The following is a 22,829-nucleotide window of genomic DNA, read 5'->3' as shown; positions in this document are numbered from 1 at the left end:
CCGGTGCGGCTGCCGCGCCCGCCCGCCGCGGTCCTCCTCGAGCCGCTAAGGCTCGATTGGCTGACGCAGGCCGAGGTCGAGGTCGCCGTGCTGCGGCTGGATCGGGTCGATCCGCTGATCACCGGTAACAAATGGTTCAAGCTGGCGCCGCATCTCGAGGCGGCGACCCGGCGCGGCGCCGAGGGGGTGATCAGCCTCGGCGGTCCTCATTCCAACCATCTGCATGCCCTCGCCGCGGCGGGTCACGGCGGCGCCTTCCCCTGCGTCGGGCTGCTGCGCGGCGAACCCCAGGACACCCCGACCGTGCGCGACCTGCAGGCCTTTGGCATGCAGCTGCACTGGCTGGGGTACGGGGGCTACCGCGCGCGGCATCAGGCGGACTTCTGGCTGCCTTGGCAGGCGCGTTACCCCGGTCTGGCAATAGTGCCGGAGGGCGGCGGCGGGCTGCTCGGTGCCCAGGGCTGTGGGGTATTACTCGACTCGCTGCGCGTACAGCTGCCGGCGGTGGGCTGGCCGGATTACCACGCCTGGTGGCTGGCGGTGGGCACCGGGACGACCCTGGCCGGTCTGGTCCTGGCCGAAGGGGGCAGGCACCCGGTCTATGGCGCCCTGGCGTTGCCCGCCGGCCACGGCGCGGCGCGCCAGGTGCAGGCGGTGCTGGGCGAGGCCGGCGCTGCAACGGACGGCGCGGGTTATCACCTGCTCGATGCCTGTCGCGGGGGGTTTGCCAAGCTGGATACCGAGTTGGCGCAGTTCATGCTCGATACCGAGGCACAGACGGGCCTGCCCCTGGAGCCCCTGTATACCGCCAAAGCGTTGATGGCATTGCGCGATCATGTGCGGGCAGGCTACTTTGCAGCTGGCAGCCGCCTGGTTTTTGTGCACACCGGCGGGCTGCAGGGACGACGTGCATCGATCGCGCGGGTAATGCTTCTGGCCGGACGTGCAGCCAGCTACACTGAGTCCAGACCAGCGGAGCCTGGATAGTCCATGAGTGAGCCTCTGAATCCCGAGCAACTGCGCAGCCTGACGCCACTCAACGTGTTGTCCGAGCAGCAGTGGCGTGAATTGCGCAGCCAGCTGGTGCCGCAGCCCTTGCTGGCCGGTCAGCTGTTGTTCCGCCAGGGCGACCGCGCGCGCCTGACCTACTACCTGCTGGCCGGCGAACTTCAGCTGCGCACCGTCGACGGCGGCCAGGAGCGTCTGGTCGCAGGCAGCGAGGCCAGTTGCCATCCCCTGTCCCCGACCTTGCCGCGGTTGCACGAGGCGCGCGCGCTGACCGATGTCAGCCTGTTGGCACTGGACAGCGCGACCCTGGCGCGGTTGCTGACCTGGCGGCTGGTCTACCACGACCTGTTGTTGGAACTGGGTCAGAGCGGTGAAGATGTCGAGTGGATCGAGCAGCTGCTGGAAAACCCGCTGTTCGCCAAGGTGCCGCCGTCCAATGTGCGGGCCATGCTCGCGCGACTGCAAACCATCGACCTGCCCGCCGGCAGTACGGTGTTGCGTGAAGGTGAGGCGGGCGATTGCTGTTTTTTCCTGAAAAGCGGTCGGGCCGAGGTTATTCGCGGTGTCGACAGCGCCCAGCAGGTGTTGGCGGAGTTGCAGGTCGGTGCCTGTTTCGGCGAAGAGGCCCTGCTGGCCGATCGACCGCGCAATGCCACCGTCACCCTGCTCGAGGCCGGCACGGTGTTGCGCCTGAACCGCCAGGATTTCTTCTCCCTGCTCAAGGCGCCGGTGGTCGACGAGGTGTCCCTGGGCGAGGCGGCCCGCTTGCTGGCCGGCGGCGCCCAGTGGTTGGACGTGCGCTTGCAGGACGAGTACGAGCGCGCTCATGCGTTGCAATCGCTGAACATGCCGCTGCAGTTGCTGCGGCTGAAAACCCGCTTGCTGGACAAGAGCCGCACCTACCTGTGTTACTGCGACAGCGGCAAACGCAGTGCCAGCGCGGTGTTCCTGCTGTCACAGCTGGGATTCCGGGTGTACGCCTTGCGCGACGGGTTGGATGCGCTGCCGCCGGTGCTGCGTGACGGCCTGCTGTGCGAGAGTGGCTCGGGTTACCTGGCCCGTTCAGGTGGGCGCACAGAACGCAGCCGCTGAGGCCGCTTACCGGCTGCCGGCCTCGCGCTCCGCCGGCAGCCCCGGGTGCGGCCAGGCGTCCGACACCAGAAACAACCGCTCGGCTTCGCGCCAATCGCCCCTGTCGTCTGCTTCCAGCCGCACCAGCAGTTGGGCCTGGGCCAGTGGGTCCAGCGCCAGCAGCCAGGCCTCCAACTGCGTGACAGGCCAGGTGTGCTCGGCCTGGACGCGCGCCGGTGCCAGCCAGGTCTGGCGCGGGATCGGTTGCCAGCGCCCGGCGCGGCTCTGGGCCAGAAAGGCCGGCCAGTCCCGCCGCCGCAGCCAGCGTCCCGAGAGGTGCTGCGGATGGCTGCCGAAGGGGGCTTCGCAGTGACCCGGCCAGGGGTAGAACAGGTAACCGCCGAGCCACAGCTCGGCGCTGGGCGGCTCGCTCGTCCAGCCTGCCAGCAACGCTTGCGCTTCCGGGCGGGCCGACAGGGGCAGTTGGTGGCGAGCCAGGTGATCGAGCTTGAGGTCCAGGCGGTCGTGGCTGCCGGGGCCGAGCCAGTGCGCGGGATCCGCGCCGCCACCCTGTTGGGGCCCGAGGTAGAGTTTGATCGCCAGCTCCAGGTGATGCAGGCCTTCGCCGTCGCGCAGCAGCAAGTCCAGTTCGCCGAGGGTCTGGCCGCCCACGCGGATCGGCAGGTTGGCGACAAGCAAGTCGATACCGGGCGCGGCCCTAAGGGCAAATTGCCAGAGGCGTTCGTAATACAGCCCCAGGCGCCGGATCGAGCCCTGGCTCAGCCACTGCAGCAGCGGGCCGCTGTCGCGATCCAGCTGCTGCAGCCAGGCCCGCAGCAGCTGCGGCTGGTTCACCCAATCACTGCCTTGCAGTGGGTGGCGTTGCGGCCAGGGCGCGGCCTGCAACAGCGGCGGTGACAGCACCACCCAGGCGAGATCGCGCACCGCGGGCTGCTGCAGGTGCTGGGGCAGGTCGAGCAAGTCGCTGAAAGGCATCATGCTGCGAGGATAGCCGTCTTGCCCCGCCGGTAGCGAGTTTGCCGACGCTCCCGGCTTTCACCCATAATCGGCCATTCACGCCCGCCGCAGAGAGCCTCCATGGAGCAATTTCGCAATATCGGCATCATTGGTCGCCTGGGCAGTCCCCATGTCCTGGACACCATTCGCCGCCTGAAGAAGTTCCTGCTCGAGCGTCACCTGCATGTGATCCTCGAAGACACCATCGCCGAAGTGTTGCCCGGCCATGGCCTGCAAACCTGTTCGCGCAAGATCCTCGGCGAGGTCTGCGACCTGGTCATAGTGGTCGGTGGCGATGGCAGCATGCTCGGTGCGGCACGGGCCCTGGCCCGGCACAAGGTGCCGGTGCTGGGGGTCAACCGCGGCAGCCTGGGCTTTCTCACCGATATCCTGCCCGATGAGCTGGAAACCCAGGTCGCCGAGGTGCTGGAAGGGCGTTACCTGGTGGAGAACCGTTTCCTGCTGGAGGCCGAGGTGCGCCGGCACGACGAGGCCATCGGCCAGGGCGATGCCCTCAATGACGTGGTGCTGCACCCGGGCAAGTCGACCCGAATGATCGAGTTCGAGCTGTTTATCGACGGCCAGTTCGTCTGCAGCCAGAAGGCCGACGGCCTGATCGTTGCCACGCCGACCGGATCGACCGCCTACGCGCTGTCGGCGGGCGGGCCGATCATGCATCCCAAGCTGGATGCGATCGTCATCGTGCCGATGTACCCGCATACCCTGTCCAGCCGGCCAATCGTGGTCGATGGCAACAGCGAGCTGAAAATCGTCGTGTCCAAGGACCTGCAAATCTATCCACTGGTCTCATGTGATGGGCAGAACCATTTTACCTGTGCCCCAGGCGATACCCTGACCATCAACAAGCGCCCACAGAAGCTCTGCCTGATTCACCCGCTGGATCACAACTATTACGAAGTCTGCCGGACCAAGCTGGGTTGGGGCAGTCGGCTCGGCCGCGGAGGCGAGTGATCATGTTGCTGGACCCGACACGCAGTTACGATCTGATCGGGGATGTACACGGTTGTGCCCGCACCCTCGAGCGCCTGCTCGAGCGGCTCGGCTATAGCCAGCAGGAAGGCAGCTGGCGCCACCCCCGGCGCATGGCGCTGTTTCTCGGCGATATCATCGACCGCGGCCCGCGCATTCGCGAGGCGTTGCATCTGGTACGGGACATGGTCGAGAACGGCCAGGCCCTGTGCATAATGGGTAACCATGAATTCAACGCCCTGGGCTGGAGCACCCCGGCACTGCCGGGCAGCGGCCAGCGTTTCGTGCGCGAGCACACGCCCCGGCATGCCCGGCTGCTGCACGAGACGCTGAGCCAGTTCGAGGCTTATCCGGTCGAATGGCGCGAGTTTCTCGACTGGTTCTACCAGCTGCCGCTGTTTATCGATGCCGGGCGCTTTCGCCTGGTGCACGCCTGTTGGGACGCCGAACTGATCGCGCCGCTACGTGGGCTGTTCGCCGACGGTCGGGTCGACGAGGCCTTTATCCAGGCGGCCGCCGTGCCAGGCAGCTTCGCCAGCACGGTGTTCGACCGCCTGTTGCGCGGCACCGACATGCGCCTGCCCCATGGCTTGTCCCTGACCACTGACGAGGGCTTTACCCGGCGTTTCTTTCGCACCAAGTTCTGGGAAGAAGACCCGCAGACCTATGGCGATGTGGTCTTTCAACCCGATGCGCTGCCGGCGCTGGCCGCGCAGACCCCGCTGTCGGAACTGGAGAAGGAGCAGTTGCTGGTCTACGGGGCCAACGAACCCTTGCTGTTCGTTGGCCACTATTGGCGGCGCGGCAAGCCGGCGCCGATCCGGCCGAACCTGGCCTGCCTGGACTACAGCGCGGTGATGTACGGCAAGTTGGTGGCCTATCGGCTGGACCAGGAAACTCGCCTCGATCCGGCCAAGTTCGTCTGGGTCGAGGTGGAACGACCAGAGGCGCCGCGATAGCGAGGCGCCCCTCGGGTCGACAGGTGACACCGAGTTCGGTTTGACCCACTCGAACCTCAATTCAACTACAGGTGATTGCGTACGCAATGGACGATTCGACGCTCGAACAATTGGAGGCAGCGCTGCACGCCACGCCTGAAAATATCGCCCTGCTGACGGTCTTGCTGGGCGGTTACTTGCAACGCGGCGAGTACGCGCGAGCGCTGCAATGGCTGCCGGAAGATCCGCCGTTGTTCGCCGGCGGGGAGCCAGCTCGGGAGCTGGCTGCGGCGTTGTGCCTTGGCGCGGGGGAGCCCACTCGGGCCATGCGCTGGGCGACCGGCGACAGCCCGGCTTTGGGCATGCTCAGGGCCAAGGCATTGGCTGATCTGGAGCGGATGGAGGAGGGGCTGGCCGAGTACCTGGCGGTACTTGAGCGTAGCCCCGGACTGGAAGATGTAGCCTTGCACAGGCGCTTGAGCGCTTGCGCCGAGGATTATTCCAGCGCCTCGGGGCGCCCGCGGCTGCGGGTCATTTCCAACGACGATACCGATAAGCTGGAAGCACGGCGGCTGCTTGAACCCCCACAAACGCGGCTGACCTTTGCCGATGTCGGAGGTTTGCATGAACTGAAGAAAACCATTCACAAGAAAATTATCTTGCCCTATCAAAAGCCTGGCTTGTTCCAGCGTTTTCGCAAGCGGGTGGGCGGCGGTATTCTGCTGTACGGCCCTCCAGGTTGCGGCAAGACGATGCTGGCCAGGGCTACTGCGGGGGAGTGCAACGCCCGTTTTTTCAACGTGGCGATTTCTGATGTGCTGGATATGTACATTGGTGAAGCGGAGCGCAAGCTTCACGCGTTGTTTGAACAAGCACGGGCCAATGCACCTGCAGTTCTATTTTTTGACGAGGTCGAGGCTCTGGGCGGAAAACGTTCCAATACGCGGGAAGCTACGTCATCCAAACTGGTGAGCCAGTTTCTTGCTGAAATGGATGGGTTTTCCCAGGCCAACCACGGGGTTCTGATTCTCGCGGCAACCAATGTGCCTTGGTCCGTTGATGCGGCATTTCGGCGCCCTGGTCGCTTCGACCGCGTCCTGTTTGTACCGCCGCCCGATAGCGCCGCCCGCGAGAGCCTACTCAAGCTGCTGGTGGTCGGTCGGCCCTGTGAAGCAAATATTGACTTTGCTTTTCTGGCGAAAAACACCTCGGGTTTTTCCGGTGCCGACCTTAAAGAGCTGGTTGAAACCGGCGTTGACGAAGCTATCGAAGAGACCATCGCCGCCGGTATTGAGCAGCCGTTGGCGGATCGCCACCTCAAGGGCGCGTTGAAGGAGGTTCGTCCCACGACGCTCGAGTGGTTAACCACTGCGCGCAACTACGCGCGTTATGCCAATGAGGGAGGGCAGTACGATGACGTGCTGGCCTTTCTCGAGCGACATGAGAAAAATCGATGAGTGGTGGACGATCTGTCTACCGGCTTCGCGATGAGCCGCAACCGGGGGTATTGGCCAAGCTTGCGGTGGAGCCGCTATGGCCGCTGTTGGCGTTGATGCTGGCCGGTGCCTGGTTGGGTTTTCCATGGCTCGCCCTTAACGCGGTGGCGGTAGGTAGCCCGACTAAAAAACGTGAATTTCTGCTCGTCACTACGGCGGTATTAGGCAGTCTGGCACTTGGCCTCGGTTTGTTGCACGGCCTGAAGGCTGGTTATATCCCGTCTGAGAACGTGCTGCCATATGCCTTGCTGGTGTTGGTCGTGTGGAAACTTAGCCTGGGGTATGCCCTTTTCAGCTTGCAAAGCGAAACGATTGAGCTCTACCGGTATTATGGGGGAGTGCTCAGTCGGTTTGGCTTGCCGGTGATGCTGGTCGGCGCTTTTGTATTGCGTCCGGTGGTACTGGGACTGCTGTCTTCTCCCCTTTGGTATCTGGTTGTGAGTTGATGAATCCATCCTATCTATTAACCCTTGCGTACCAACGTTTGGACGCGGGTCATACTGAAGGTGCTATCAGTAGCCTGAAGCAGCTGCTCAGTGACGATCCCGAGTGCGCTCAAGCTCATGCCTTGCTCTCACTGTGTCTGCTTAGCCAGCGACGCCTGCACGCCGCCCGATGGGAGGCGCAACAGGCACTCAGGTTGGAACCCGGTCTTGCGTTAGGACATTTTGCAACGGCTCGCGCCGCGATGGCCGCCCGCAGGTTCAAGGAGGCAGAGCACCACCTGCTGTTATTGCTTGATCTGGACCCGCTGCAGGCGTCTTATTATCGGGCTCTCGCCGAGCTTTACGGGCTCTCGCGGCGGTCCGGAAAGTCTTTGCCGCTGCTGTCCAGGGCTTTACAGCTCGAGCCTGAGAGTCCTGAAACGCTGACTGCTTTGGCCGAGCACCACCGCGCGCGGGGTGAGGTGGGCAAGGCCGAGTTCTTCGCCAAGCAGGCGCTGACGATACAGCCGAACCACCCGGGGGCTTTAGTCACCATGGGGCACCTGCTACTCCGGCAAGGAGCGCTGCAGTCAGCGCAAGAGCACGGTGTCTGGGCGCTGCAAGAGAACGCCAATGATGTAGCCGCGCTCTATCTCATTGCAGCGATCAAGGCGCGCAGCAATATTTTCCTAGGCTGGTGGTGGCGCTGGAATTCCTGGATGCAGGAGCTCGGAGCTGTTCGCGCCATTGTGGTGTTACTGGCGATGTACGTCGTCTACCGCATAACTGTGATCGCGGTCACTCAGCAGGATCAGCCGCTGCTGGCGAACGCTATTGAGTGGGCGTGGTTGGGTTTCGTACTCTACAGCTTTGCCGGTCCGCAATTATTCAGGAAGTCGCTGGAGAGGGAGCTGTCCCAAGTGCGCCTGTCCAAGGACTTCTAGTGATCTGAATGGAGGGGTTGTGCTGCAGTGCATGGCGCGTTTTCAGCCGGCGCATGGGCGGGGATCAAGTTTGGGTTGAACGCTTTTTGCGTGGTCAACGGGTCGCTAGCCGGTGCGGATCAAAGGCAAGCTCGGTAAACTGGCGTTTTGATTCTGGAGACATCCATGTCGTCCTTTGCCGAAATGATCGAGAACATCACCCCCGAGATCTACCACAACCTCAAGTTGGCGGTGGAAATCGGCAAATGGCCCGATGGCCGCAAGCTGACCTTGGAGCAGAAGGAGCTGAGCTTGCAGGCCGTCATCGCCTGGGAGCTACAGAACCTGCCCGAGGACCAGCGCACCGGTTATATGGGCGAGCAGGCCTGCGCCTCCAAGGCCGAGCCGATCCCCAACCTGCTCTTCGCCACCTCGGATACGCTGCACTGATGGTCGTCTTTCGATGAGCGAGCTGGGCCGCGGTGCCCTGAGCAAGATGGCGGCGCGCCTGGGCGAGCCGGTGCAGTACGCGTTTCGCCTGGGCGAGCAGGAGGTGCCGGTCAATCCCTTGATCGGCAAGACGCTGCGCCTGGAATACCTGGGTGCGATCCATTGCAGCCATTGCGGACGCAAGACCAAGACCAGCTTCAGCCAGGGTTACTGTTACCCCTGCATGAGCAAGCTGGCCCAGTGTGACCTCTGCATCATGAGCCCTGAGCGGTGTCACTACGACGCCGGGACTTGCCGCGAGCCGGCCTGGGGCGAGCAGTTTTGCATGACCGAGCATGTGGTCTACCTGGCCAATTCCTCCGGGGTCAAGGTCGGCATCACCCGCGCCAGCCAGGTGCCGACGCGCTGGATCGACCAGGGCGCGACCCAGGCGTTGCCGATCCTGCGCGTGGCCACGCGCCAGCAGTCCGGCTTCGTCGAGGACCTGCTGCGCAGCCAGGTGGCCGACAAGACCAACTGGCGGGTGTTGCTCAAGGGCGATGCGCCGCCGGTCGACCTGACGGCGGTGCGCGCGCAGTTGTTCGAGCATTGCGCCGACGGCCTGCTGGGTTTGCAGCAGCGTTTTGGCTTACAGGCGATTCAGCCTTTGAACGACGCGCAGCCCATCGAAATTCGTTACCCGATCCAGGGCTATCCGGCCAAAATCAACAGCTTCAACCTGGACAAGAACCCCCTTGCCGAGGGCACGTTGCTGGGCATCAAGGGGCAGTACCTGTTGTTCGATACCGGTGTGATCAACATTCGCAAGTACACGGCGTACCAGCTTGCCGTGCATGAGTAACGCCTGAAGAGAGCCGCTGTGCCAGCGCGGCTTTTATCTGTTCACGGCCCCACCCACCGCCGTGTCTCACCCAACATAAGGGCCACAAGCCATGCGCACCGAACAACCGAAGATGATCTACCTGAAGGACTATCAGGCGCCGGACTACCTGATCGACGAGACCCACTTGACCTTCGAGCTGTTCGAGGACCACAGCTTGGTCCATGCGCAACTGGTCATGCGCCGCAACCCGGTGCGTGGCGCTGGCCTGCCAGTGCTGGTGCTGGACGGCCAGCAGCTCGAGTTGTTGTCCCTGAGCCTGGATGGCCGTGCCCTGCAGGCCGGCGACTACCGGGTGGATGATAACCATCTGAGCCTGACGCCACCGGCCGACACCTTCACCCTGGACAGCACGGTGCGCATCCACCCGGAGAGCAACACGGCCCTCGAGGGGCTGTACAAGTCCGGCGGGCTGTTCTGCACCCAGTGCGAGGCCGAAGGCTTTCGCAAGATCACCTACTACCTCGATCGCCCGGACGTGATGAGTCGCTTCACCACCACCTTGAGTGCGGCGCAGAAGGACTACCCGGTACTGTTGTCCAACGGCAACCCGATCGCCAGCGGCCCGGAAGACAATGGCCGGCATTGGGCGACCTGGGAAGATCCCTTTATGAAACCGGCTTACCTGTTCGCCCTGGTGGCGGGTGACCTGTGGGCGATCGAGGACAGCTTTACCACCCAGAGCCAGCGTGAGGTGGCGTTGCGCATTTATGTCGAGCCGGAGAACGTCGACAAGTGCCAGCACGCCATGGACAGCCTGAAGAAATCCATGCGCTGGGACGAGGAGGTCTATGGCCGTGAGTACGACCTGGACATCTTTATGATCGTCGCGGTCAACGATTTCAATATGGGCGCCATGGAAAACAAGGGCCTGAACATCTTCAATTCCAGCTGTGTGCTGGCCCGTGCCGAGACCGCCACCGACGCCGCCCACCAGCGCGTCGAAGCCGTGGTGGCCCACGAGTACTTCCACAACTGGTCGGGTAACCGGGTGACCTGCCGCGACTGGTTCCAGTTGTCGCTCAAGGAGGGCTTCACCGTGTTCCGAGACGCGGAGTTCTCGGCCGACATGAACTCGCGCACGGTCAAGCGTATCGAGGACGTGGCCTACCTGCGGACCCACCAGTTCGCCGAGGACGCCGGCCCCATGGCCCATCCGGTGCGGCCTGACGCCTTTATGGAAATTTCCAACTTCTACACCCTGACCGTCTATGAAAAGGGCTCCGAAGTGGTGCGCATGCTGCGCACGCTGCTGGGGGCCGAGGGCTTTCGTCGCGGTTCGGACCTGTATTTCCAGCGCCACGACGGCCAGGCGGTGACCTGCGACGATTTTATTCGCGCCATGGAAGACAGCAACACGGTCGAGTTGGGTCAATTCAAGCGCTGGTACAGCCAGGCCGGTACGCCCCGTCTGGCGGTGACCGAGCACTATGACGCGGCCGCCGGCAGCTACCGCCTGGACTTCGTGCAGAGTTGCCCGGCGACCCCGGGGCAGCTGGAAAAACTGCCTTTTGTCATTCCCGTCGAACTCGGCTTGCTGGACAGCCAGGGCCGCGACCTGCCGCTGCGCCTGGAAGGCGAGGCCAGCGCCCTGGGCACCCAGCGCGTGCTGACCCTGGACCAGGCCGAACAGAGTTTCACCTTCGTCGGCCTGGCGGAAAAACCCCTGCCGTCCCTGCTGCGGGGGTTCAGCGCACCGGTCAAGCTGTGTTTCCCCTACGGCCGCGACCAGTTGATGTTCCTGATGCAGCACGACAGCGATGGCTTCAACCGCTGGGAGGCCGGCCAGCAACTGGCGGTGCAGGTGTTGCAGGAACTGATCGGCCAGCATCAGCGGGGCGAGTCGCTGGTACTGGACCAGCGCCTGGTGCAGGCGCTGGGCACGGTGTTGGGCGACAGCCGCCTGGACCCGGCCATGGTCGCCGAGATGCTGTCGCTGCCCGGTGAGGCCTACCTAACCGAGATCAGCGAGGTGGCGGATGTCGATGCCATCCACGCCGCCCGTGACTTTGCCCGCCGTGAACTGGCCGCTGCCCTGTTCGATCCTTTGTGGCAGCGTTACCAGGCGTATCGCGACCTGTCCCGCCAGCAGCCCTATGTCGCCGAGGCCGAGCATTTTGCCCGGCGCAGCCTGCAGAACATCCTGCTGTCCTACCTGATGCTCAGCGCTCGCCCCGAGGTGCTGACGGCGACACTCGAGCAGTACGAGGCGTGCGACAACATGACCGAGCGCCTGGCCGCCCTGGCGGTGCTGGTCAATTCGCCGTTCGAGGCGGAGCGGTCCAAGGCGTTGGAGGCCTTTGCCGAGTTCTTCAAGGACAATCCCCTGGTCATGGATCAGTGGTTCAGCGTGCAGGCCGCCAGTGCCTTGCCGGGTGGATTGGAGCGGGTGCAGGCGTTGATGGCGCACCCGGCGTTCAACCTGAAAAACCCCAACAAGGTGCGTGCCCTGATTGGCGCCTTTGCCGGGCAGAACCTGGTGAACTTCCACCGGATCGACGGCGCCGGTTACCGTTTTCTGGCCGACCTGGTGATCCAGTTGAACGCGCTGAACCCGCAGATCGCCTCCCGGCAATTGGCGCCGCTGACCCGCTGGCGCAAGTATGACGGCGTTCGGCAGGCCTTGATGAAGGCCGAGTTGGAGCGGATCCTCGCGTCCGGCGAGTTGTCCAGCGACGTCTATGAGGTGGTCAGCAAGAGTCTGGCCTAACCCCGGCGAATGGCGCGAACTGTTACCCGGCCCCCTCGGGTAACAGCTGTTCGTTACCTATGGCGCTGAAAACCGGTCTTTTTGGCGGGGCGACAAGTGTGGTGTCGTGCTGGCTGCTCGTGGGGGCATCGCCGCTGCGCCAGCCCCCGCCCAAGCGACCGGACAATGCACTGACCAAGTGCGCCAGATCGTAGGACGGATTCGGAAGTTTTCCCGCTGAATCCCGCTCCGGTTGTTCAGTGAATGACCAGTCATAAAGTGCCGCGCCGGGCGGCATAAATCGTCCCTGCCCAGGCGGCGATAGCGCCGCTGTTGGCACCATGGTTGCAATAAGCCAGTGCGTCGTGTCGCGACGGGGTTTCCGGCCAGTTCCGGGTCTCGTCGTGGGCCGATCCCGATCATTCCAATAATAAGTCGTCATCCCTACGGATGAACCGGGCGCGTGTCGCGCTGGCCCGTCGACCCGTTGTATCCCTGGAGTAGCCTTTTGATGCTCAGCATGCCCCGTCATCACGCCTTGTTTACCGCCCCGGCCCGCGCCGGTTTCCTCCTGGTCGGTTGGCTGCCGCTGCTGCTGGCCGCGCCGGCGCAAGCGGTGGAGTTCAGCTACCTGGATGGCGAGGTCAGCGGTTCGCTCGACACCACGGTGTCGTACGGCCAGCTCTGGCGGGTGCAGGGGCGAGACAAGAGCAACGACGACATCAATACCAACGACGGCAACCGCAATTTCGATACGGGCCTGGTGTCGGAAGTCTACAAGTTCACCTCGGACCTCGAGGCGACCTACCAGAACTACGGGCTGTTCGTGCGCGGCACGGCGTTCTACGACACCCAGTTGATGGACAAGCGCAACGACTACAACGACAACAACAGCCCGCAGCAGCCCAGCCAGAGCTTTCCGGACAACGATCGCTTCACCCGCGATACCCGGCATGCCGCCGGGCGCAACGCGCAAATCCTCGATGCCTATGTCTATGGCAACTGGGACGTGGCCGACATGCCGCTCACCGTGCGCGTCGGCAAGCAGGTGTTCAACTGGGGCGAGGGCGTGTTCTACCGCGGCGGGGTGAACACCACCAACCCGCTGGACGCCGCCAAGTTCCGCCTGCCCGGGGCGGAACTCAAGGAAGTCCTGGTGCCGGTCGAGGCGCTGAGTTTCAACATCGGCCTGAGCGACAACCTGTCGTTGGAGACCTTCTACCAGTTCAACTGGAAGGAGACCGCGATCGATCCGGCCGGGACCTTCTTTTCCGAAACCGACCTGTTCGCCGAGGGCGGCAACACGGCCTATACCACGGTCGGTGCGTTGGGTGCGGAGAGCTTCCAGAGCGCCTATGGCACCCTGGTCAATGGCGGTAATGTGCTGGGGCTGTTTCCGGTGGGCAGCCAGTTCGCCGGTATCCAGGGCACCCAATACCTCGACAGCCGTGGGGTGTTCAAGGTGGCCGATATCGGTACGGACCTGAACGCAAAAAATGATGGGCAATACGGGCTCGCCTTGCGTTATATCGCCGAGGAACTGAACTCCACCGAATTCGGCTTCTACTTCGTGAATTATCACGCCAAGGAGCCGACCATCTATGCCGACCTGAACAGCCGCTACGCCGGGTTGGACATCGACCAGTTGGCCAGCCTCGGCGGGTTGTTCCCTGATTACGATGCGCTGGTCGCCGCCGATGCGGCGGGTAACCCGCTGGCGGAAACCGTGCTGGGACTGGTCAACGGCGCGGCGGCGGTCGACGTGGCCAACCAGGTCACCGGACGGCGGGAATACGCCGAAGACATCCGCATGTTCGGCCTGAGCTTCAACACCACCCTGGGCGAGGCGTCGGTGTTCGGCGACCTGGCCTACCGACCCAATCTGCCGATCGGCGTGGCGGCGACCAACGACCTGCTTGGTCAATTGCTGGGCCAGGCCGCTCCACTGGCGGCTGGCCGGCCGATCAATATCGGTGGTAGCCAGGTCAGCCTGCGCGACCAGATCCATAACGTCGAGCGGGTGGAAGCCTTCAACGCGTCCCTGGGCACCATTTACAACTTCGGTCCGAGCCTGACCTTCGACTCGCTGTTCGGTCTGGCCGAACTCGCCTCGGAGCATGTGCGCGGCAGCCGCCTGAGTTACACCGACTACCAGGGCAACGAGCGGGCTTATGCCGGTCGGCCCAACGGCTCCTATGTGTCGGGTTATGACCGCGGCGACCAGATCAACCGCGACGCCTACGGCTACACCCTGTTACTTTCGGGCACCTGGAACGATGTCTATGCCGGTGTCAACCTGTCGCCCTTTGCCGTGTACAAGGAGGACTTCAAGGGCAACTCGCACCAGACCGGCAACTTTATCGAGGGTCGCCAGGCTTATACCCTGGGCTTGCGCGCCGCCTACCTGAACAGCCTGGAAGCCGAGGTGCAATACACCGAATTCTACGGCGCCGGGCAGAACGACGGTGGCCGCGACCGCGACAACGTCGGCATCAACGTCAAGTACTCCTTCTAATACGACTCACCCGATAGCCGTCGCCAGGGTTTCCGGCGGCGGCTGCTGGATCACGGAGAATCACCATGTTCAACACCTACCGGCTGATCGGCGCCGCCGCGGCGCTGGCCCTGTCCACCACGACGCTGGCCGCCGTGTCGCCCCAGGACGCGGCCAAGCTGGGCAGCAGCCTGACGCCCTTTGGCGCGGAAAAAGCCGGCAATGCCGCCGGTACCATTCCGGCCTGGACGGGCGGCATCACCCAGCCCCCGGCTGCGTACAAGACCGCGGGACAGCAGCACCCGGATCCGTTCGCCGACGACAAGCCGCTGTTCACCATCACCAAGGCCAACCTGGCGCAATACCAGGCCAACCTGACCCCGGGGCAGATCGCCCTGTTCAAATCTTATCCCGACACCTATCAGATGCCGATCTACCCCAGTCGGCGCTCCGGGTCGGCGCCGCAGTGGGTGTACGACAACACCCTTAAAAACGCCAGCAGCGCGCAACTGCTCGACGGTGGCAACGGTTTTGCCGACGCCTACGGCGGCATCCCCTTTCCGATTCCGCAAAGCGGCGTGGAAGCGCTGTGGAACCATATCGCCCGCTACCGCGGCAGTTACATTGTCCGCCGTGCCTCCGAGGTGGCCGTGCAGCGCAACGGTGCCTTCAGCCTGGTGACTTCGCAACAGGAGGCGCTGTTCAAGTTCTATGATCCCAAGGGTTCGTACGCCGACCTGAACAACGTCATGTTCTACTACCTGTCCTTCGCCAAAAGCCCGGCGCGCCTGGCCGGTGGCGCGGTGCTGGTACACGAGACGCTGGATCAGGTCAAGGAGCCGCGCCAGGCCTGGGCCTACAGCGCCGGTCAGCGCCGGGTGCGCCGTGCGCCGAACCTGGCGTATGACACGCCGATTTCCGCAGCCGACGGCCTGCGCACCGCCGACGACACCGACATGATCAACGGCTCGCCGGACCGCTATGACTGGAAGCTGCTGGGCAAGAAGGAAATCTACATTCCCTACAACAACTACAAGGTATCCGCGCCGGGGGTCAAGTACGACGACCTGCTCAAGGTCGGGCACCTCAATCCGGCGCTGACCCGCAACGAGCTGCACCGGGTCTGGGTGGTGGAGGGCACGCTGAAAAGCACCGCCCGGCATATCTATTCCAAGCGCACCCTGTTCCTCGACGAGGACAGCTGGCAGGCCGCGGTGGTCGACCAGTACGACGGACGTGGTGAGCTGTGGCGGGTGTCGCTGGCCTACCTGAAGAACTTCTATGAGCTGCCCACCACCTGGTCGGCGCTGGACGTGTTCCACGACCTGCAGGCGCGTCGTTACCACGTGCAGAACCTCGACAGCGAGGAGTCGAGCACGGTCGACTTCAGCCAGGCGATTCCCGACGATGGTTATTTCAAGCCTGCCGCCCTGCGCCGACGCGGTACACGATGAGCCCGATGTGGTATTAAACAAAGGCCGCTACCCTGGTAGCGGCCTTTGTCCATGTGAATCCTGTATAACCTGTCAATCACGCGGGTTTGGCGTAACAAAACATAACGTCAGGTCGATTGTCAGGTCTTTCCAAAGCTGGATAGCATAGGCGGTCTGCTCCATGACAGACCGACCATATAACAATAAAGGGGGAAAGGTGTATGAGTGAGCCCGTTCTGTGGCGCACCCAGTCCGGCCATGCGGGGAAGGTCTCAGGCGCTCCGCTGTCGTTCAGGCGTTCTCCACTGGTCAAGGCGCTGTCCTGTTGTGCGCTGCTGTCGGCGTTGAGCCTGGTGTCGACCGTGCAGGCGGCAGACAGCAAGCCGGCGACGAGCACCTATTCCATCGAGTCGCCCAAGGCGGCCCAAGGCCTGTTGCTGGACATCACTCACGCCGGCAAACGCCTGGTGGCGGTGGGTGATCGCGGCCATATCCTCTACTCCGACGACGACGGCACGACCTGGTCGCAGGCCAAGGTGCCAACTACCCAACTGCTCACCGCGGTGTTTTTCGTCGACGATAAAAAAGGCTGGGCGGTCGGCCACGATGCACAAATCCTCGCCAGCGAGGATGGCGGTGCCACCTGGACCCAGCAGTTCAGCGACCTCGAACGTGAGGAGGGTGCCCCCTTCCTGGATGTTTGGTTCAAGGACGCGTCCAACGGTTTTGTGGTCGGCGCCTACGGCGGCCTGTTCACCACCACCGACGGTGGCAAGACCTGGGACGATGCCAGCGATCGTCTGGATAACGAAGACGGCTACCACATCAATGCCATCGGCGCGGTCAAGGACGCCGGCCTGTTCGCCGTCGGCGAGATGGGCAGCATGTTCCGCTCGGCCGACTGGGGCCAGACTTGGGAAACCCTCAAGGGGCCCTACCAGGGTTCCCTGTTCGGGGTGCTGGGTACCGCCGAAGCCAAGACCCTGGTGGTCTATGGCTTGCGCGGTAACCTGTTTCGCTCGGAAGACTTTGGCCAGAGCTGGAAGGCGATCGCGCTGAAGACGACCAGTGGCGCGCTGGAGTTCGGCCTGGCCAACGGTACCTTGCTGGGCGACGGCAGCCTGGTCGTGGTCGGACACGGCGGCAGCGTGCTCAAGAGCAGCGACAACGGTCGCAGCTTTAGCGTGCTGAACCGCCCCGATCGTCTGTCCCTGGCCGGTGTGAGCAGCGACAGCAAGGGCAACCTGATCCTGGTGGGGCAGGGTGGCGTGCACGCCGCCGCACCGACTGGCGCCAAACTGGGCGAACAATAATAAGCCGGGGTAGTGTTTGATGAGTAACCATCACCAGGACAAGGCGACTTTTCTCGAGCGCCTGATCTTCAACAACCGGCCGGCGGTGATCCTGATCTGCCTGCTGGTCAGTGTGTTTCTGTTCTACCAGGCCACCCAGGTGCGCCCGTCGACCAGTTTCGAAAAAATGATTCCGCTGACCCATCCCTTTATCCAGAAGATGATGGAACACCGCAACGACCTGGCCAACCTGGGTAACACCGTGCGGATTTCGGTGGAGTCCAAGGACGGTGATATCTTCGCCAAGGAGTACATGGAGACCCTGCGTCAGATCAACGACGAGGTGTTCTACATTCCCGGTGTCGACCGTTCCGGCCTGAAGTCGCTGTGGAGCCCGAGCATTCGCTGGACCGAGGTGACCGAAGAGGGGTTCGCCGGCGGCGAAGTCATCCCGCAGACCTATGACGGCAGCGCCGCCAGCCTCGAGGAGCTGCGCAACAACGTGCTCAAGTCCGGGCAGATCGGCCGGCTGGTGGCGAACAACTTCAAGTCCAGCATCGTCGACGTGCCGCTGCTGGAGGCCTACCCGGATCCCAAGGACCAGGGCAAGCTGATCAAATTGAACTACCAGGAGTTCTCCCACCAGCTGGAAGAGAAGATCCGCAGCAAGTACCAGGCGCAGAATCCCAACGTCCAGGTGCACATCATCGGCTTCGCCAAGAAGGTCGGCGACCTGATCGACGGCCTGATCATGGTGGTGATGTTCTTCGGCGCGGCCTTGGCGATCACCTTCGTGCTGCTCTACTGGTTCACCTGGTGCATTCGCAGCACCGTGGCGGTGTTGTTCACCACGCTGATCGCGGTGGGCTGGCAACTGGGCCTGATGCACACCGTCGGCTTCGGGCTTGACCCCTATTCGATGCTGGTGCCGTTCCTGATTTTCGCCATCGGCATCTCCCACGGGGTGCAGAAGATCAACGGCATCGCCTTGCAGTCGAGTGAGGCGGACAACGCCCTGACCGCGGCACGGCGTACCTTCCGTCAGTTGTTTCTGCCCGGCATGATCGCGATCCTGGCCGATGCGGTGGGCTTTATCACCCTGCTGCTGATCGATATCGGGGTGATCCGCGAGCTGGCCATCGGCGCCTCCATCGGTGTGGCGGTGATCGTCTTCACCAACCTGATCCTGCTGCCGGTGGCGATTTCCTATGTCGGCATCAGCAGCAAGGCGATCGAGCGCAGCAAGCGCGATGCGGTGCGCGACCACCCGTTCTGGCGTCTGCTGTCGAACTTCGCCCACCCGGTGGTGGCACCGATCTCGGTGGTGATCGCCCTGGCCGCGGGCATCGGCGGTTTCTGGTACCAGCAGCAGAACCTGCAGATCGGCGACCTTGACCAGGGGGCACCGGAGTTGCGTCCTGACTCGGTCTACAACAAGGACAACGATTTCGTCATCAAGAACTACTCGACCAGCTCCGATGTGCTGGTGGTGATGGTGAAAACCGCGCCTGAGGGCTGCTCGACCTTCCGCACCCTGTCGGCCATGGACGAGTTGATGTGGAAGATGCAGAACACCCCGGGGGTGCAGTCGGCCATTTCCATGGTCACCGTCTCCAAGCAGGTGATCAAGGGCATGAACGAGGGCAACCTGAAATGGGAAACCCTGTCGCGCAACCAGGACGTACTGAACAACTCCATCGCCCGTGCCGATGGCCTGTACAACACCGATTGTTCCCTGGCGCCGGTGCTGGTCTTCCTCGAGGATCACAGGGCCGCCACCCTCAAGCGTGCAGTCGCGGCCGCCCAGACCTTCGCCACCGAGCACAACAAGGACGGCCTGGAGTTCCTGCTGGCGGCCGGTAACGCCGGTATCGAAGCGGCCACCAACGAAGTGATCAGCAAGTCCGAGTTGTTGATCCTGGCGCTGGTCTACCTGTGCGTCGGCGTGATGTGCATGATCACCTTCCGCTCCTTCCCGGCGACCCTGTGCATCGTGCTGCCGTTGATCCTTACCTCGGTGCTGGGCAACGCGCTGATGGCCGCGCTGGGCATCGGCGTCAAGGTCGCGACCCTGCCGGTGATCGCGCTTGGGGTGGGTATCGGTGTCGACTACGGCATCTATATCTACAGCCGCCTGGAGAGTTTCCTGCGCGCTGGCATGACCCTGCAGGAAGCCTATTACCAGACCCTGAAATCCACCGGCAAGGCGGTGTTGTTCACCGGCCTGTGCCTGGCCATCGGGGTGGCGACCTGGATGTTCTCGGCGATCAAGTTCCAGGCCGACATGGGGCTGATGCTGACCTTTATGTTTATCGTCAACATGTTCGGTGCGCTGTGGCTGCTACCGGCCCTGGCGCGGTTCCTGATCAAGCCGGAGAAACTGGCCGGCAAGGTGGGCAACTCGCTGTTCGCCCACTGACCTCAGCCTGGCTCCATAAAAAACCGCGGCCTGGCCGCGGTTTTTTATGCGTGAGCAGGCAGGCCAGGTTTATCCCTTGCCCGGAATCCGGATCGGGCCCTTCCGGCTGCCAATGGCGGGACCGCCAAACCCCAGCGTGCCGAAGCCATGGTAGAAGGCCAGGGTGAAGGGAATCAGCACGTCGAAATCATCGCCTCGGTCGACCAGGCGGTAGTCCTGCACCTCCACCAGCCCGCCTACGTTACCGGCGCCGCGGCGTAGCCGTATATGCTGGGCCGGACGTCGCGAGCGGCGGGGCACTGCTGGCGCGTGGGGATGGACAAAGGGCGTGTCCGACTCCAGCAGAATCCACAGACTGTTGCCCGGCGCCAGGGACGGCACCTGGCCGATTGCGCCGAGATAGGAGCGCCCCACGGGAGTGCCCGGTGTGGGTTTGTCGAACAGCCGCAGGTAGACCGGCATGGGCTGCGAGGGCAGGGAACCGAGGTTCTGAACCTGCACCTTGAGCTGCTTCTCCGAGCTGCTGACGGCCGCGGTGTCGATAAAGGCCAGGTGCTCGTCCGGCTGGGGGGCCGGGTTGACTTCACCGCTGCCGAGTTTGAACAGTGGCGGTGGCGTACCCTTTTCCCAGACGAAGACATTGTTGCCTTCCTCGCTTTCCGGCACGGTTTTACCGCTGTCGATTTCGATGCGGAAGGCGAAGAGGGTGCCCAGCTCAGCCTTTTTGACCGCCAGCGGCAACTGGATCGACAGGCCCAGCTCAAAGACCCCTTGGGCCGGATAGCCATCCAGGGCCATGACCGAAACGTAAGTGCTGTAGGCGACGCCCGAGGCCAGGGTCTTGCCCTTCATCACCTGCAACATCAGGTTGCAGGCCGCCGCCGGCCCTGTGGGATCGTTGGGGTCGAGCCCACCCTGGATAGAATCCTTGTACTTGGCGTTGAGCACCGTGACATGGACATACCAGGGTTGCTTGGGGTCGTAGCAATTGTCTCCCGGCTTGGCTTCTTCCAGGCCTTCAAAACGAACGGTTAGATCGGGCTGGCTCATGGACTGCTCCTTGATGGGACTGCGCGACCGCATTGACTGTAGCCAGCCCTGGTCACCTGCGCGCGCAACCGCCAGGGGCATTTTCTTCAATACCGCTCGGTGCGTGGCCTTTACCCTGGAACCTCGTCATTACCAAGAGAGGACTTCCAATGACCCTGACTGTATGGCTTTCCATGGCGGCGTTCGCGCTGGCCGCCTCCATTTCCCCGGGGCCGGTCAATATCGTCGCCCTGAGCAGCGGTGCCCGCTTCGGCTTGCGCGCCAGCATGGCCCATGTCAGTGGTGCCACTTTCGGCTTCACCCTGCTGCTGCTGTTGACCGGGCTGGGCCTGAACCAGGTGCTGGCGCGTTGGCCGCTGTTGACGACCTATATCCAGTGGGGCGGCGTGGCGTTTCTGCTCTATATGGCCTATCGCTTGGCCACGGACGACGGTCGCCTGGGTGAGGATGACAATGCCAAGGGCCCGTCGCTGCTCGGCGGTGCCGCCATGCAGTGGCTCAACCCCAAGGCGTGGCTGGCCTCGGTGGCGGGGATGGGCGCCTTTGCCTCTGACGGCGAAGCGCTGCTGGTCTGGCAGTTCACCCTGATCTACTTCGTGATCTGTTACCTCTCCATCGCCTGCTGGGCCTATGTCGGCACCTTTCTGCGGGCCTACTTGAACAATCCACAAGGGGTGCGGCTGTTCAACCGGCTCATGGCGGTATTGTTGGTGGGCTGCGCGGCCTATCTGCTGTGGAGCTGAGCTCGCTGTGGCCGTGACCAGCCGACGCGGACGGCACGGCGACCGTTCAGGCGCTGCGGTATTGCCCGGGTGTCGCGGCCAGCAACTGCTTGAAGGCCCGCTGGAAATGCGCCTGATCGGCAAAACCGGTCTCCAGGGCCACGTCCGCCAGCGGCGCGCCCTGGCGCAGCAGGGTGCGGGCGACCTGGATACGGCGATTGAGCAGAAAGGCGTGGGGCGTCATGCCGTAGTGCTGTTTGAAGGCGCGGATCAGGTAGGACGGGGACAGCTCGGCCGCCTGGCAAATATCCTCGAGGCGGGGTGAGGCCAGGCAGTGTTCGTGGATAAAGTCCGCTGCGCGCAGCAGCTTGTGACTGGCCCTGTCCGGATCCAGTGGCGCCGGATCCAGGCCTTGCTGCAGCAGGCTGAAAAATTCCACCGCGGCGCTGTGTCGTTGCAGTGTATCGCTGTCCGCGGCGATGAGTACCTGGAACAGCCGCAACAGCCCGGTGTAGAGCCGGGCGTCGGTACTCAGGGTGCTGGCAAAGGCGCGCATGTCGCGACCGACCTGCAGCCCCTGCTCTTCCTGCAGTCCTCGCAACCAGTGGCTGTCGACATAGAACATCAGGTAGGACCAGTCTTGGTCGGCGATCGGGTTGCAGGCGTGGGTGTCGCCCGGGTTCATCAGCACCAGGGTACCGGCACCGACCGTCTGCCGGGTCCGGCCATTGAGGTAGGTGCTGCGACCCGCGGTGATGGCGCCGATGGAGAAGGTCTCGTGGGCGTGCTTGGCATGGGAAAACGCGCGGCCGTCGGCCACTGCGCGCGCCTCGAGGAAGGACAACTCGGGGGCGCGCCAGAACTGTGCGATGCGCTTGCTTTTCTCCTGCACGACTGACCTCACGGCTCGAACCTCGGATCCCGTCGCCGATCCCGAGGTGGCGGCGGTCGCTCCAGTATTCAACGCGGATAGAGCGGCGGCAAGGGGCTGGGTTCCTGGGCGAGCTCCTGACCGGTTTCCAGGGGCGGCAAGGCGCGAATCGCCCCCCACAGGTCTTCGCCCTGCCAGTACTGTCCGGCTTCGCTGTACAGCGCGCCATTCAGGCCGTCCAGGGCCGCCGACAGGGCGGGGAAGCGCGCGGCCATGTCGGCCAGGGTTTCCGGCTGCGGGCGGGCCCAGGCATCCAGCGCCTGGCGGGTGGCCTGGGAGTCATTGGCCAGGCAGGCGCGCCGGAGGTCGTCGAGCAAGGTGCGCGGGCTCGGCCCCTGCTGCGCGGTGCGCAGCACCGCCGGTTGTTGCCGAGCCCGCCACCAGAGGACAAAGCCGAGCAGGCTGGTGCAGGCGAACAGCGCAGTGCTGAGCTGCCAGGGCCATAGCTCGGCCTGCTCGAGTGCCAGCGGTTCGCTGGGCGAGGCCAGTGTCGTCGGCTCCAGCAGGCTGGGGTTGTCCGCCACCTCGAACGTGCGCGCCGGTACGCTGCTGCGTTCCAGTCGATCCAGCGTGGTGTTCCACCACAGCACCTCCACGGCCG

At 63.6% G+C, this 22,829-nt stretch carries 19 protein-coding genes; 15 read left to right on the top strand and 4 right to left on the bottom strand.

Annotated elements, in window-relative coordinates; all coding sequences use genetic code 11:
* The first annotated feature begins 3 nt into the window (after nt 1-3).
* Both ABWY06_RS10405 and ABWY06_RS10400 read left to right on the top strand, forming a co-directional pair.
* Nucleotides 4-987, top strand: coding sequence for a 1-aminocyclopropane-1-carboxylate deaminase/D-cysteine desulfhydrase (locus ABWY06_RS10405; protein WP_353925496.1), 984 nt, complete (start codon nt 4-6; stop codon nt 985-987).
* A 3-nt stretch (nt 988-990) separates the two neighbouring features.
* Nucleotides 991-2,100: a cyclic nucleotide-binding domain-containing protein gene (locus ABWY06_RS10400; protein WP_353925495.1), complete on the top strand. Its 1,110-nt coding sequence runs from the start codon at nt 991-993 to the stop codon at nt 2,098-2,100.
* Between the two features lie 6 nt (nt 2,101-2,106).
* On the opposite strand, the gene ABWY06_RS10395 is transcribed toward ABWY06_RS10400, so the two are convergent.
* On the bottom strand, nt 2,107-3,078 hold the full coding sequence (locus ABWY06_RS10395) for a DUF1853 family protein (RefSeq protein WP_353925494.1): 972 nt from the start codon (nt 3,076-3,078) through the stop codon (nt 2,107-2,109).
* 99 nt (nt 3,079-3,177) lie between these two features.
* Here ABWY06_RS10395 and ABWY06_RS10390 point away from each other — a divergent pair, with 99 nt between their 5' ends.
* From ABWY06_RS10390 to ABWY06_RS10335, 12 genes are all read left to right on the top strand, one after another.
* Nucleotides 3,178-4,068, top strand: coding sequence for an NAD(+) kinase (locus ABWY06_RS10390; RefSeq protein ID WP_353925493.1), 891 nt, complete (start codon nt 3,178-3,180; stop codon nt 4,066-4,068).
* A gap of 5 nt (nt 4,069-4,073) precedes the next feature.
* Nucleotides 4,074-5,045 (top strand): metallophosphoesterase, encoded by a 972-nt coding sequence (locus ABWY06_RS10385; protein ID WP_502948183.1) that lies wholly within the window; start codon nt 4,074-4,076, stop codon nt 5,043-5,045.
* Between the two features lie 86 nt (nt 5,046-5,131).
* A complete protein-coding gene (locus tag ABWY06_RS10380) occupies nt 5,132-6,481 on the top strand; it encodes an AAA family ATPase (RefSeq protein WP_353925491.1) in 1,350 nt (449 codons plus the stop codon).
* A complete protein-coding gene (locus ABWY06_RS10375) occupies nt 6,478-6,966 on the top strand; it encodes a hypothetical protein (protein ID WP_353925490.1) in 489 nt (162 codons plus the stop codon). The genes ABWY06_RS10380 and ABWY06_RS10375 overlap by 4 nt, the downstream gene beginning before the upstream one ends.
* Complete coding sequence (locus ABWY06_RS10370) at nt 6,966-7,889, top strand: tetratricopeptide repeat protein (protein WP_353925489.1); 924 nt, start codon at nt 6,966-6,968, stop codon at nt 7,887-7,889. Before ABWY06_RS10375 ends, ABWY06_RS10370 begins: the two co-directional genes overlap by 1 nt.
* Before the next feature lie 165 nt (nt 7,890-8,054).
* Entirely contained in the window at nt 8,055-8,318 is a 264-nt protein-coding gene (locus ABWY06_RS10365; protein ID WP_353925488.1) for a YeaC family protein, read from the top strand.
* A gap of 13 nt (nt 8,319-8,331) precedes the next feature.
* On the top strand, nt 8,332-9,159 hold the full coding sequence (locus ABWY06_RS10360; protein ID WP_353925487.1) for a DUF2797 domain-containing protein: 828 nt from the start codon (nt 8,332-8,334) through the stop codon (nt 9,157-9,159).
* Between the two features lie 91 nt (nt 9,160-9,250).
* Nucleotides 9,251-11,908: an aminopeptidase N gene (gene pepN, locus ABWY06_RS10355; protein ID WP_353925486.1), complete on the top strand. Its 2,658-nt coding sequence runs from the start codon at nt 9,251-9,253 to the stop codon at nt 11,906-11,908.
* A gap of 490 nt (nt 11,909-12,398) precedes the next feature.
* Nucleotides 12,399-14,402, top strand: coding sequence for a DUF1302 domain-containing protein (locus tag ABWY06_RS10350; RefSeq protein ID WP_353925485.1), 2,004 nt, complete (start codon nt 12,399-12,401; stop codon nt 14,400-14,402).
* Between the two features lie 65 nt (nt 14,403-14,467).
* Nucleotides 14,468-15,835 (top strand): DUF1329 domain-containing protein, encoded by a 1,368-nt coding sequence (locus ABWY06_RS10345; protein WP_353925484.1) that lies wholly within the window; start codon nt 14,468-14,470, stop codon nt 15,833-15,835.
* A 200-nt stretch (nt 15,836-16,035) separates the two neighbouring features.
* The gene (locus tag ABWY06_RS10340) at nt 16,036-17,127 is read left to right on the top strand and encodes a WD40/YVTN/BNR-like repeat-containing protein (RefSeq protein ID WP_353925483.1); all 1,092 of its coding nucleotides are present in this window, start codon (nt 16,036-16,038) and stop codon (nt 17,125-17,127) included.
* Between the two features lie 19 nt (nt 17,128-17,146).
* Entirely contained in the window at nt 17,147-19,525 is a 2,379-nt protein-coding gene (locus ABWY06_RS10335; RefSeq protein WP_353925482.1) for an efflux RND transporter permease subunit, read from the top strand.
* A gap of 69 nt (nt 19,526-19,594) precedes the next feature.
* On the opposite strand, the gene ABWY06_RS10330 is transcribed toward ABWY06_RS10335, so the two are convergent.
* Nucleotides 19,595-20,575: a hypothetical protein gene (locus tag ABWY06_RS10330; RefSeq protein WP_353925481.1), complete on the bottom strand. Its 981-nt coding sequence runs from the start codon at nt 20,573-20,575 to the stop codon at nt 19,595-19,597.
* Nucleotides 20,576-20,724: 149 nt separating this feature from the next.
* Between ABWY06_RS10330 and ABWY06_RS10325 the strand changes: the two genes are divergently transcribed.
* Nucleotides 20,725-21,318 (top strand): LysE family translocator, encoded by a 594-nt coding sequence (locus ABWY06_RS10325; protein ID WP_502948182.1) that lies wholly within the window; start codon nt 20,725-20,727, stop codon nt 21,316-21,318.
* A 46-nt stretch (nt 21,319-21,364) separates the two neighbouring features.
* Here the strand turns inward: ABWY06_RS10325 and ABWY06_RS10320 are convergent, their stop codons facing one another.
* Both ABWY06_RS10320 and ABWY06_RS10315 read right to left on the bottom strand, forming a co-directional pair.
* Nucleotides 21,365-22,201 (bottom strand): AraC family transcriptional regulator, encoded by an 837-nt coding sequence (locus ABWY06_RS10320; protein WP_353925480.1) that lies wholly within the window; start codon nt 22,199-22,201, stop codon nt 21,365-21,367.
* 56 nt (nt 22,202-22,257) lie between these two features.
* On the bottom strand, nt 22,258-22,829 hold a 572-nt coding region (locus ABWY06_RS10315; protein ID WP_502948181.1), incomplete at its 5' end, for a BatD family protein.

It is taken from the genome of Pseudomonas sp. (genome assembly GCF_040514055.1).
GTDB lineage: Bacteria > Pseudomonadota > Gammaproteobacteria > Pseudomonadales > Pseudomonadaceae > Aquipseudomonas.
Note: the sequence above shows the minus strand (reverse complement) of the source record. Positions and strands in the feature narration are given on the sequence as shown.

Coding starts and splice junctions, on each gene's coding strand:
- ABWY06_RS10390 (WP_353925493.1), top strand. CDS start 3,178: ATGGAGCAATTTCGCAATATCGGCATCATTGGTCGCCTGGGCAGTCCC.
- ABWY06_RS10325 (WP_502948182.1), top strand. CDS start 20,725: ATGACCCTGACTGTATGGCTTTCCATGGCGGCGTTCGCGCTGGCCGCC.
- ABWY06_RS10360 (WP_353925487.1), top strand. CDS start 8,332: ATGAGCGAGCTGGGCCGCGGTGCCCTGAGCAAGATGGCGGCGCGCCTG.
- ABWY06_RS10400 (WP_353925495.1), top strand. CDS start 991: ATGAGTGAGCCTCTGAATCCCGAGCAACTGCGCAGCCTGACGCCACTC.
- ABWY06_RS10365 (WP_353925488.1), top strand. CDS start 8,055: ATGTCGTCCTTTGCCGAAATGATCGAGAACATCACCCCCGAGATCTAC.
- ABWY06_RS10330 (WP_353925481.1), bottom strand. CDS start 20,575: ATGAGCCAGCCCGATCTAACCGTTCGTTTTGAAGGCCTGGAAGAAGCC.
- ABWY06_RS10350 (WP_353925485.1), top strand. CDS start 12,399: ATGCTCAGCATGCCCCGTCATCACGCCTTGTTTACCGCCCCGGCCCGC.
- ABWY06_RS10340 (WP_353925483.1), top strand. CDS start 16,036: ATGAGTGAGCCCGTTCTGTGGCGCACCCAGTCCGGCCATGCGGGGAAG.
- ABWY06_RS10375 (WP_353925490.1), top strand. CDS start 6,478: ATGAGTGGTGGACGATCTGTCTACCGGCTTCGCGATGAGCCGCAACCG.
- ABWY06_RS10345 (WP_353925484.1), top strand. CDS start 14,468: ATGTTCAACACCTACCGGCTGATCGGCGCCGCCGCGGCGCTGGCCCTG.
- pepN (WP_353925486.1), top strand. CDS start 9,251: ATGCGCACCGAACAACCGAAGATGATCTACCTGAAGGACTATCAGGCG.
- ABWY06_RS10380 (WP_353925491.1), top strand. CDS start 5,132: ATGGACGATTCGACGCTCGAACAATTGGAGGCAGCGCTGCACGCCACG.
- ABWY06_RS10370 (WP_353925489.1), top strand. CDS start 6,966: ATGAATCCATCCTATCTATTAACCCTTGCGTACCAACGTTTGGACGCG.
- ABWY06_RS10395 (WP_353925494.1), bottom strand. CDS start 3,078: ATGATGCCTTTCAGCGACTTGCTCGACCTGCCCCAGCACCTGCAGCAG.
- ABWY06_RS10335 (WP_353925482.1), top strand. CDS start 17,147: ATGAGTAACCATCACCAGGACAAGGCGACTTTTCTCGAGCGCCTGATC.